10 protein-coding genes and 1 pseudogene are annotated in these 10,349 nt (G+C 72.7%); 6 read left to right on the top strand and 5 right to left on the bottom strand.

The window, feature by feature from the left end; genetic code table 11:
• A pseudogene (locus NUM_RS06700) lies at positions 1-1,003 on the bottom strand (hypothetical protein); the annotation flags it as partial.
• A complete protein-coding gene (locus NUM_RS06695) occupies positions 1,000-2,769 on the bottom strand; it encodes an HSP90 family protein (protein WP_207123696.1) in 1,770 nt (589 codons plus the stop codon). The gene NUM_RS06695 and the pseudogene NUM_RS06700, both read right to left, overlap by 4 nt.
• A 144-nt stretch (positions 2,770-2,913) precedes the next feature.
• Between NUM_RS06695 and NUM_RS06690 the strand changes: the two genes are divergently transcribed.
• The 4 genes from NUM_RS06690 to NUM_RS06675 all read left to right on the top strand — a co-directional run bounded on the left by NUM_RS06690 (position 2,914) and on the right by NUM_RS06675 (position 6,550).
• Positions 2,914-3,873, top strand: a complete 960-nt coding sequence (locus NUM_RS06690) for an ABC transporter ATP-binding protein (protein ID WP_207123694.1) — start codon at positions 2,914-2,916, stop codon at positions 3,871-3,873.
• Complete coding sequence (locus tag NUM_RS06685) at positions 3,866-4,729, top strand: ABC transporter permease (RefSeq protein ID WP_207123693.1); 864 nt, start codon at positions 3,866-3,868, stop codon at positions 4,727-4,729. Before NUM_RS06690 ends, NUM_RS06685 begins: the two co-directional genes overlap by 8 nt.
• A 76-nt stretch (positions 4,730-4,805) precedes the next feature.
• The gene (locus NUM_RS06680; RefSeq protein ID WP_207123692.1) at positions 4,806-5,795 is read left to right on the top strand and encodes an ABC transporter ATP-binding protein; all 990 of its coding nucleotides are present in this window, start codon (positions 4,806-4,808) and stop codon (positions 5,793-5,795) included.
• Positions 5,792-6,550, top strand: coding sequence for an ABC transporter permease (locus tag NUM_RS06675; RefSeq protein ID WP_225918377.1), 759 nt, complete (start codon positions 5,792-5,794; stop codon positions 6,548-6,550). Before NUM_RS06680 ends, NUM_RS06675 begins: the two co-directional genes overlap by 4 nt.
• Positions 6,551-6,655: 105 nt before the next feature.
• Here NUM_RS06675 and NUM_RS06670 read toward each other — a convergent pair whose 3' ends face one another.
• On the bottom strand, positions 6,656-6,880 hold the full coding sequence (locus NUM_RS06670; protein WP_207123691.1) for a GntR family transcriptional regulator: 225 nt from the start codon (positions 6,878-6,880) through the stop codon (positions 6,656-6,658).
• Between the two features lie 38 nt (positions 6,881-6,918).
• Positions 6,919-7,143 carry a GntR family transcriptional regulator gene (locus NUM_RS06665; protein ID WP_207123690.1) on the bottom strand — a complete coding sequence of 75 codons (225 nt, stop codon included), beginning with the start codon at positions 7,141-7,143 and terminating at the stop codon, positions 6,919-6,921.
• A 244-nt stretch (positions 7,144-7,387) separates the two neighbouring features.
• Between NUM_RS06665 and NUM_RS06660 the strand changes: the two genes are divergently transcribed.
• The gene (locus tag NUM_RS06660; protein WP_207123689.1) at positions 7,388-7,579 is read left to right on the top strand and encodes a hypothetical protein; all 192 of its coding nucleotides are present in this window, start codon (positions 7,388-7,390) and stop codon (positions 7,577-7,579) included.
• Positions 7,580-7,753: 174 nt separating this feature from the next.
• Here the strand turns inward: NUM_RS06660 and NUM_RS06655 are convergent, their stop codons facing one another.
• Positions 7,754-9,304, bottom strand: a complete 1,551-nt coding sequence (locus NUM_RS06655) for an AMP-binding protein (protein WP_207123688.1) — start codon at positions 9,302-9,304, stop codon at positions 7,754-7,756.
• 260 nt (positions 9,305-9,564) lie between these two features.
• Between NUM_RS06655 and NUM_RS06650 the strand changes: the two genes are divergently transcribed.
• Positions 9,565-10,278, top strand: coding sequence for a TetR/AcrR family transcriptional regulator C-terminal domain-containing protein (locus NUM_RS06650; RefSeq protein ID WP_207123687.1), 714 nt, complete (start codon positions 9,565-9,567; stop codon positions 10,276-10,278).
• Positions 10,279-10,349 lie beyond the last annotated feature (71 nt).

The following is a 10,349-nucleotide window of genomic DNA, read 5'->3' as shown; positions in this document are numbered from 1 at the left end:
CCGGCGGCGTCACCCTCGTGGCCCCCGCCGCGGTCTCCGCGGCGGTCAGCGGCGGGCGGTCGAGCTCGGTGTCGCCGTGGCCGGCCGCGGCCAGCCGGCGCAGCAGCAGCGCGCTGGCGGCGGCGAACCGCATCTCGGCGTACGGGTCGGGCGGCGAGGCGAGCCAGCCGAGGTGCCGCTGCACCAGCTCCAACCCGCGCGGCTCGTTGCCGGTACGGGCGCAGAACTCGACGTGTTGCGCGATCGAGGCGAGGTCGGAGTGCGACGACCGCAGCGACCGGTACGCCCGGCGGTGCGCGTCGGCGGCCTGCTCGTACCGCCCGGTGCGCAGGTAGGGCAGCAGCAGTGCGGTGAGGATCATCTGCGGCTGCTCGACGCAGGTCAGGTTGCCGGCAAGCACCGGCACCGACAGCTCGATGGCCTCCTCGTCGGCGCCGACGTCGGCCAGGTGCTCGATCCGTGCGGTCGGCTCGCAGCCGGCACAGTCGGACAGGTCGTCGCGCGGCGCGGCACACCACAACCGGTACTGTTCGGCCGCGGCCGCCGTGTCACCCAGGTGCCGCGCGACCAGCCACCGGTACTGGTGCACCGCGTGCAGGCTGTGCCCGCCGGCCCGGTAGCGGCGCTCCATGTCGTCGAGCACCGCCTCGGTGCGCGCCAGCGGCACCTCCGGGAACAGCGGCAGGTGCGCCACGATGTGCTTGAACGACCACATCACCTGGTGCACGAACCGGTCGTCGGTGGCGCCCCGGTCGAGCGCGGCGAGGCACCAGGCGAACGGCACGAACATCTTGCTGGCCTCGCCGGCGTACTGGTAGGCGGAGACCGCGAGGGCGCGCGCCGCGAACTGCAGGTCGGCCCACTCGCCGGCGTCCGCCGCGGCCACCACCGCCTCGATCGCGGCGACCTGGCCCGGGCCGTACGGCAGGTCCCACGCCGTGGACAGCGCCGCCCACGCACCGTCCTCGTCGTGCGTCATGCCTTCGTCGTACGCCATGGTCATGCCCTCTCGTCCTGCTCGGGTGGTACGGCCGCGTCCAGCAGGCCGAGGAAGGACCGGTTGATCAGCGTCACGTCCGCCGGCCGCACCGGATGGTGGCCGAGCAGCAGCGCCTGCCCGTACAGCGCCTGGGTCGCGGTGTGCGCCAGCCGCTCGTCGCGCAACCCGCACACCCGGCGGACCAGCTCGTTGCGGTGGTTGAGGACGAGCTGCGGGCGCTGCTGGGTGGGCTTGGCGAACGCGTCCAGCACGCCCGCCCACACCTCGTCGACCTGCGCCTTCGTCGCCTGCAGGTCGGCGGCGTGCGCGGCCGAGCGGTCCACCAGGTACAGCGCGGGGACGGTGGCCGGCTCGAAGCTGCGCAGCACCACCTCGCAGCCCAGCTCGTCCACCGCGCGCTGGGCGATCCGGCGGAACTCCTGCAGCGGCAGCTCCACCTCGGCCGGCAGCGGGTCGAACCGGGTGGCGAGCTCGCTCGGGTTGAGCCGGCGCACCCTCGGCCCGTCCGGCAGCGCGCCGAACCGGGCCACGATCTCCGCGTCGTAGGTGTAGCCGCCGTTGAGCACCGGCACGTCCTGCGCCGCGGCCACCGCCGCCAGCGCCCGGAACTCGTCCGCGGTCTGGGTGTACCGCACCTCGCCGTACCGCGCGGCGAACTCGGCGAGGGTGACCCGGCCGACGTTGGTCTCCATCGGCCACCACTGCGCGACCAGCCGCAACATCTCGTCGTCGTGCACCGCGAGCGCCTTGACGCCGAGGTGGTGCACGGCGAGGAACCGTGCCAGCCGGCCCGGATCGGTGTCGGCCAGCCGCACCAGCCAGCCGCGCAGCTGCGCGCCGATCGCGTCCTGGGTGGCGGCGAGCGCGTCGTCGGCGTACAGCGACTCGCGGCTCGCGGTGGGCCGCAGCTCGGTCGCGTCGACCACGCAGCGGACGAAGAACGCCCACTCCGGCAGCAGCCCGTCGACCGACTCGGCCAGCAGCATCCGCTTCAGGTACACCCGGTGCCGGGTGCGCTCGGCCGGGTTCGCCGCGAACGGCAGCACGTAGGCCACGCCGGTCAGCCCGGCGCCCGGCACCGACAGCTCGATCACGTCGAACGGGGTGAACCCGAGCACGTCCTGCGCGTACCCGACGAGGTCGGCGCGGCGGGTGCCGGCCGGCCGGTCGTCGGCCCGCCACGGCGGTCCGTCACCGGTGACCGGGGTGCCGTCGACGGTCACCGGGACCGGCAGCATCGACCCGTACAGCGTCGCCAGCTCGGTGACGGTCCGGGGGTCGAACCACTGCGCGCAGCCGTGCCGCGCGGTCAGCGTCACCGTACTGCCGGGCTCGTCCCGGTCGGCCGCCTCGACCCGGTAGGTGCCGTCGGCGCGGCCGACCCAGCCCAGCGCCGGCCCACCGGTCGCCGAGCGGGTCACCACCCGTACCTCGTCGGCGACCAGGAACGCCGAGAGCAGGCCGATGCCGAACTGGCCGAGGAACTCCTGCCGGGCGAAGCCCAGCTCGTCCCGCTTGCCGCTGCGGCCGATCGTGGCGAGCAGCTCGTGCACCTGCGCCTCGGTCAGCCCGATCCCGTTGTCGGACACCGACAGGGTGCCGTCGCCGGTGCGGATCGACACCGCCGGCGGCGGCCCGTCGGTACGCGCGGTCAGGGCATCGACGGCATTCTGCAACAACTCCCGCAGGTACACCCGAGGGCTGGCATAAAGGTGATTGCTGAGCAGATCGACCACGCCACGCAGGTCGACCTGGAAAGTGCGCTCCACGTTCCTCCCCTGTCTCGCCGAAGCAGGGTAGCCAGCGGGAGCGACAACACGGGGCACTCGGGGTTCCCCTTATGTCGAAAGTCAGGGTCGATGTACGACGCTCGCCGGACGACACCCGGCCGCCGGACACGTACGGTTCGATACGTGGCCATCATCACGACCCAGGCGCTCACGAAGAGATACGGCACGGCGGTCACCGCCCTCGCCGATCTCACCGTGCAGATCGAGCCGGGCATCACCGGACTGGTCGGCGCCAACGGCGCCGGCAAGTCGACGCTGATCAAGACGATGTTGGGGTTGCTCGCGCCCACCGGCGGGCAGCTGCGGGTGCTGGGCCTGGACCCGACCCGTCAGGGCGAGCAGGTGCGCGCCCGGGTCGGGTACATGCCGGAGAACGACAGCCTGCCGCCGGACGTGTCGGCAGCCGAGTTCGTCACCCACATGGGACGCATGTCCGGGCTGCCCCGCGCGGCCGCCCGGGAGCGTGCCTCCGAGGTGCTCCGGCACGTCGGGCTCTACGAGGAGCGATACCGCCAGATCGGCGGCTACTCCACCGGCATGAAGCAGCGGGTCAAGCTGGCCCAGTCGCTGGTGCACGACCCCGACCTGCTGCTGCTGGACGAGCCGACCAATGGCCTCGACCCGGCCGGCCGGGACGCCATGCTCGACCTGGTGCACCGCATCGGCACCGAGTTCGGCATCTCGGTGGTGGTCTGCTCGCACCTGCTCGGCGAGGTGGAGCAGATCGCCGACGGGCTGGTCGCGATCGAGGCCGGCCGGCTGCTGCGGGCCGACCGGGTGTCCAGCATGACCGCGCGGACCGCGGTGCTCGCCGTCGAGGTCGACGAGGGCGCCGACGAGCTCGCCGCGGCCCTGTCCGCTCGAGGGGTGCGGATCGGTCGCGACGGCGCGGCGCTGATGACCCCGGTGGAGTCGCCCGCGACGTACGACTTGGTGCGCGACGTGATCGTCGATCTCGGCCTGCCGCTGCACCGGCTGGAGGAGCGACGGCACCGGGTCGCCGAGCTGTTCGGCTCGCCGGCCGCACACGCCGCGGCGCCGGCACCCGCCGGGGCGGACGAGGGGAGGAGCGGCGATGAGTGAGTCGGCGACCGGCACCATCCACGACATCGGCTACCAGCGCTACACCGGTGCGCGGCTGGGCCGCAGCTACTCGGTGCGCTCGCTCTACGCGTACAGCCTGCGCACCGTGTTCGGGTTGGGGCGCGGGCCGAAGTCGAAGATCTTCCCGTTCTCGCTGGCCGGCATCCTGCTGGTCATCGCGGTGGTGGTGGCCGCGGTCAAGGCGCGGTTCAACGTGGCGATCCCGCCGCTGGACTACGCGAACTTCCCGGGCACGCTGAGCTTCCTGCTGATGCTGTTCGTGGCGACCGCCGCACCCGAGCTGGCCTCCCGCGACCTGCGCAACAAGGTGCTCCCGCTCTACTTCTCCCGCCCGATCGGCCGGGACGACTACGTGCTGGCGAAGCTCGCCGCGCTGGTCACCGGCGTGTTCCTGATCCTCGCCGTGCCGGAGCTGGTGATGTTCCTCGGCGGCGCGTTCTCCGCCGGTTCGGCCAGCGGCATCTGGGGCCAGTTCACCGATCTGGTGCCTGGCCTGGTCGTCTCGGCGATCTTCGCGCTGGTGCTGTCGGCGGTCGCGCTGCTGGTGTCGTCGCTGTCCTCGCGGCGGGCGATCGCGGCCGGCGCGGTGGTGGCGCTGTTCCTCGTCACCGAGCCGATCAACGGGGTGCTGGCCGCCATCGGCACCGGCGCCACCCGTGAGCTGGCCGGCCTGACCAGCATCACCGGCATCCTGGAGGGCCTGCGCACCTGGCTGTTCGCCGGCTCCGAGCTCGACATCGGTTCGTACGGCCCGGCCTACGCGGCCGCCGCCGTCGTCCTGGTCGGCCTGTGCACCGCGCTGTTGATCGTCCGGTACCGGAAGGTGGCGTCCTGATGAGCGAGCGTCAGCGAGCGAACCATGAGCATCGCCCATCGTGCCTCATCGGGCTTCCGACGAAGGAGGAAGGTCGATGAGCATCGGCACTGAACCGGCGACGAAGCCGGCCGCCCCGGCCGAGGCCGCCACGCTGGAGCTGTCCACCGTCTCCAAGTGGTACGGCAACGTCGTCGCGATCAACGACGTCTCGATGCGGCTCGGCCCCGGCGTGACCGGCCTGCTCGGCCCGAACGGCGCCGGCAAGACCACGCTGCTGCACATGATGGCCGGCATGCTCGCGCCGTCCCGCGGCACCGTCCGTATCGCCGGCCAGCCGGCCTGGCGCAACCCCGACGTGTACCGCTACCTCGGCCTGGTCACCGAGCGGGAGAACGTGCACGGCTTCCTGACCGCGCGCGAGTTCATCCGCGCCTCGGCGAAGCTGCAACGGCTGCCCGACGTGTCCGCCGCCACCCAGCGGGCGCTGGAGATGGTCGACCTGGTCGACGCCGCCGACCGCCGGATCGAGACGTACTCCAAGGGCATGCGGCAGCGCGCCCGGGTCGCCGCCGCGCTGGTGCACGACCCGCAGGTGCTGCTGCTGGACGAGCCGTTCAACGGGATGGATCCGCGGCAGCGGATGCACATGATGGACCTGCTGCACCGGATGGCGTCGGCCGGCCGCACCGTGCTGTTCTCCTCGCACATCCTGGAGGAGGTCGAGCAGCTGTCCGGCACCGTCCAGGTGATCGTCGCCGGCCGGCTCGCCGCCTCCGGTGACTACCGGAAGATCCGGCGGCTGATGACGAGCCGGCCGCACGAGTTCGTGCTCGCCAGCTCCGACGACCGGGCCCTCGCGGTCGCGCTGATGGCCGAGGACTCGGTCGCCGGCGTCGAGCTGACCGGCGGCCACGCCTCCCGCGGCGTGCCCGAGGGCGGCATCAAGGTCCGGGCCAGCGACTACGGCCGGTTCACCCGCGCCCTGCCGCGGATCGCCAAGGAACGCGGCATCCGGCTGTCCGCGGTGGTCCCGGCCGACGAGTCCCTGGAAAGCGTCTTCTCCTACCTGGTAGGTGCCAAGTGAGCGCACGCACGACGGTGGCGCCGGCCAGCGGGCCGCGCCTGTTCAACCCGACGATCGCCGGCATCACCCTGCGCGGCCTGCTCGGCCGGCGCCGGTCGCTGCTGCTGATCCCGCTGCCGCTGGTGCTGATCGCGCTGTCGCTGCTGGTCCGCACCGGCAACGTGCCCACCAAGGACGCGCTGCAGGTGGTGGTGACCGGTCTCGGCGTCGCGGTGATCCTGCCGCTGACCGCGCTGATCATCGGTACCAGCGTGCTCGGCTCGGAGATCGACGACGGCACGATCGTGCACATCCTCGCCAAGCCGGTCGCCCGGCGCGAGATCGTGCTGACGAAGTACCTGATCGCGGCGGTGGTCTCCGGCCTGGTGGCCGGCGTGTCGCTGCTGATCGCCGGCACCATCGTCGCGTCGGTGTCGGTCGGCGTCGGGTTCGCCGTCGCCGGCCTGATCGGCGCGTTCGTCTACTCGGCGCTGTTCGTGCTGGCGAGCCTGGTGATCCGGCGGGCGGTGCTGGTCGGCCTCGCGTACATCCTGCTGTGGGAGGGGCTGCTCGGCAACGTGCTGGACGGCACCAAGGTCCTCTCGGTGCAGAAGTACGTCTCCGAGTTCGCCGCCACGTTCTCCGGCAGCTCGCTGGTGCACGGGCCGATGTCGCTGATCCTGGCGATCGTGATGTCCGCGGTCCTCACGGTCGGCGCCCTGCTCATCGCGGTCGACCGGCTCCGCTCCTTCTCCATGGCCGGCGAAACCAGCTGACGCATCGGCACAGAGAGGGGCGCCACCGTTGCGGTGGCGCCCCTCTCCGCGTGTCGGTACCTGCTTGCGGCGTCGGGCCGGGGCTCGCGCCGGCCACCGGTGCGGTCACTTCTTGACGTAGACGCCCTTGTTCCGCACGACGGTGACGACACCCTCGTCGACCAGGACCGCGATCGCGCGCCGCAGCGTCTGCCGGGCCACACCGAGCTCCCGGGCCAGCGCCAGCTCGCCGGGCAGCCGTACCGGGTAGGTCCCGTCGGCGATGCGCTCCCGCAGGGTCCGCAACACCTGCTCCCACACCAGCTCCGGACTGTCCGGATCAACTGTCATGCGTCCATCTTCGACATCGACCGCAACAGCCGGTGCGGTCACTTGTTGACGTACATGCCCTTGCCGCGGACGACGACGAGCACGCCTTCGTCCACCAGGATGGCGACGCCGCGGCGCAGACTCGGGCGACTGACGCCAAGCTCGGTGGCGAGGTCGAGCTCGCCGGGCAGCCGGTTGGTGTAGGTCCCGTCCTGCACGCGGTCCCGAAGGATGCGCGCGACCTGGGCGTAGATCAGCTCTGGCGATTCCGGGTCGACAGCCACACCTGCACGGTAGAAGTTGCCAGGCATCGCTTGGCCTCCCGCAACATCATTTCAACTCACGTGACAACAGTAGACATCAGTTGACATGTGTCGTACCGTGAAGGCGTCGATACGGAGCGACCCCCGGCTGCTGGACAAGAGCAGGCCGGGGGTCTGACCGGTATTGGAGGTACCGGCTGTGGGGAAGCGTAAACCAACTGCGACATACGTGTTGTCCGCGGACGATATCCGGGCGGGTGACCAGGTGTTCATCTCGCCGAGTGCGGGGATCCACGGGCGCGGCTGCTGGTGGGGCATGGTCGTGTCGCGGATGCCGGCGCTGGTGAACGGGGCGGTCTACCTGCGGGTGGTACCGGTGGACGAGATCGGCGATGACCCGCAGGTGACCACGTTCTACGCCCGGTTGTCCGGGCTGCTGGTACGGCGGATGCCGTGAGCGTCCCGATCGCACTGGGCTGGCTGTTCACCCTGGTACTCGCGTTCGTGCTCGGCGCCGCCCACGCCCACCGCGACCGCTGACCGGCCCCGGCGGCGCGCCCACCCTCGACCACCGACGCCCGTACCTCGGCCGCCCTCCGGCATCGGCGTTCGGTATGGGTCGGCGGCAGGGTCAGCGCGACCGGGCGCGCAGGGCGTTCTTGTCGGGCTTGCCGAGCGGGGTGAGCGGCAGCGCGTCGAGGTACTCGACCCGGCTCGGTACGTTGATCTCCGGCAGCCGCGCGGTCACCACCGCGCGCAGCTCGTCCGCCGGTACCGGTGCGTCCGCGACCAGGTAGGCGACGATCGCCTCGCCGGTCGTCCCGTCCGGTGCGCCGACCACGGATGCCGCTCGTACCAACGGATGCTCGGTCAACGCCGCCTCGATCGGTGCGGCGTAACAGTTCCAGCCGCCGACGATGATCATCTCGCGGACCCGACCGACCAGGTAGAGGTACCCGTCGTCGTCGAACCGGCCCAGGTCGCCGGTGCGCAGCCAGCCGTCCCGCAGCACGGCGGCGGTCTCGGCCGGGCGGCGCCAGTAGCCGGGCATGACCGAATCGGAGCGCACCCAGACCTCGCCGATCTCGCCGACGGACAGTACCGCGCCGGCGGCGTCCCGGATCGTCACCTCGACGCCGGGCAGCACCCGGCCGGCCGAAGCGAGCAGCTCGGGCCGGTCGTCCAGGCCGCGGACGTGGTCGGCGACGGTGAGGGCGGTGATCGCCGGCGCCTCGGTCGACGCGTACCCCTGCTGGAAGACCGGGCCGAACGCGTCGACGGCGGCCCGCAGCCGGGCCGGCGCGATCGGCGCGCTGCCGTACACCACGAACGACAACGCGCTGGTGTCGGTGCTCCGGCGGGCCGGATGGTCCAGGAGTTGGCCCAGCAGAGCCGGATAGAGGTAGGTGAGAGCCACCTCGCCGCGCAGCGCGGCGAGCGAGGCGAGCATCGCGCCGGGCTCGAAGTCGTACGTCTCGACCGTGACGCCGAGCGTCAGCATCATCAGCGCCATGTCCCCGGCGACGTGCGCGATCGGTGTCACGGCAAGGAACCGCGCGCTGCCGGTACGGGTGGCGAGCTCGTCCCGGGCGGCGGCGGCACCGGCCAGCGCGGACCGGGCCGCGGCGTGCAGCGCGGCGTACGTGGTCGGCACGCCCTTCGGCAGCCCGGTGGTACCGCCGGTGTACGTGATCCGCGCGATGTCGTCGTCGATCGCGGCGACCGGCAGCGGCTCGCCCGACTCCCCGGCCGCCAACTCCGCCAACCGCTCGACCGTCACCGCCCGCACCCCCGCGCCGGGCACCTCGTCGTCCGTGGCCTCGCCCGCCGGGGCGGAACCGTCGAGCAGGGGGAGACCGGCGGCCGCGACGACGAGCTTCGGGTCGGCGTCGGCGACGATGTGCGGCACCGACTGCGTGGTCGGCCCCAGGTGCACGTGGGTGAACCGCACCCCCAGCAAGTACCCGGCGAGCCGGACGAGCAGCGCGTCCGGGGTGTTGGCCGCGAGCAGCACCAGCCCGTCGCCGCGCCCGACGCCGAGGCCACGCAGCGCCCGCGCGGTCCGGTACGTGTCGGCGCGCAGTTCGGCGAAGCTCCAGCTGCGGCCGGCCGCGACGAGCGCGGTGGCCGCACCGTGCGCGTGCAGGGCGTCGAGCAGGTCGGTCACGTACCGGGCGGGCATCGTTCCTCCAAAAACTAACGATGTTCATTTAATCTCGACCAGCATAGCCCGGTACCGTGCGGGCCATGCCCACCGACCGGACGCCGCCCCGCGGGACACCGGCCCACGGAAGGCCCGCCGACGCGGCAGCCGCGCACGGCACGGGTGGCGGGGCCCGCTCCGACGGGACGCCCGCCCACGGGTCCGGGAGGCCCGCCCACGGGTCCGGGACGACCGCCCACGGGCCCGGGAGGCCCGCCGACGCGCCGCCAGCCGAGGGGGTGCCCGGCGGCGGGGCCGGAGCGAGGCGGCGTGGTCGGCCGCGCAAGGACGAACCGGCGCTGACCGAACGGGTCGTCCTCGACGCCGGCGTACGCCTGCTGGCCCGCGACGGGCTCGACGCGGTCACCATGCGCGGCCTCGCCGCCGAGCTCGGGGTCCGCGCCGCCTCGCTCTACCGGTACGTGCGGAACAAGGACGAACTGCTCGACGCGCTCGCCGACGAGCAGTTCGCCGGAATCGACCTGACCCGGTACGTGCAGGACGACTGGCGGGCCGCGCTGACCGCGATGGCCACCGCGCTGCGCCGGCACCTGCTCGCCCGGCGCGACGCCGCCCGGCTGATCGCCGGCCGGTTCACCACCGGGCCACACTCGCTGCGCAACATCGAGGCGCTGCTCACCGTGCTGCGCGGCGCCGGGCTGTCCGACCACGACGCCGCGTTCGCCGCGTACACCTGCGTCACGTCGCTGTTCGGGTTCGTCGCCGCGGAGCAGAACCGACTGTCCGCCGAGGTCGCCGCCGGGATGGCGCCCCGCGAGTACCTGGACCGGCTCGCCGGTCGGCTGCGCGCGATGCCCGCCGACCGGTACCCGAACGTCGTCGCGCTGGCCGGCGAGCTGACCGCGCCGGACCTCGCGGCCCGGTTCGACTTCGCGATGGCGCGCCTGCTCGCCGGCATCGACGCCCTCGTCGCGGCCGGCGAGCCCCGGTAAGCGCCTCGGTGAGCATGGTGCTATCCGACTGAGAAAGCGTTTTCCGCCGGTATGGCGTCGTGGCCGACCGC

Source organism: Actinocatenispora comari (assembly GCF_017312725.1).
Classification (GTDB): Bacteria; Actinomycetota; Actinomycetes; order Mycobacteriales; family Micromonosporaceae; genus Actinocatenispora; species Actinocatenispora comari.
This window is presented reverse-complemented; position numbering and strand designations above follow the sequence as displayed.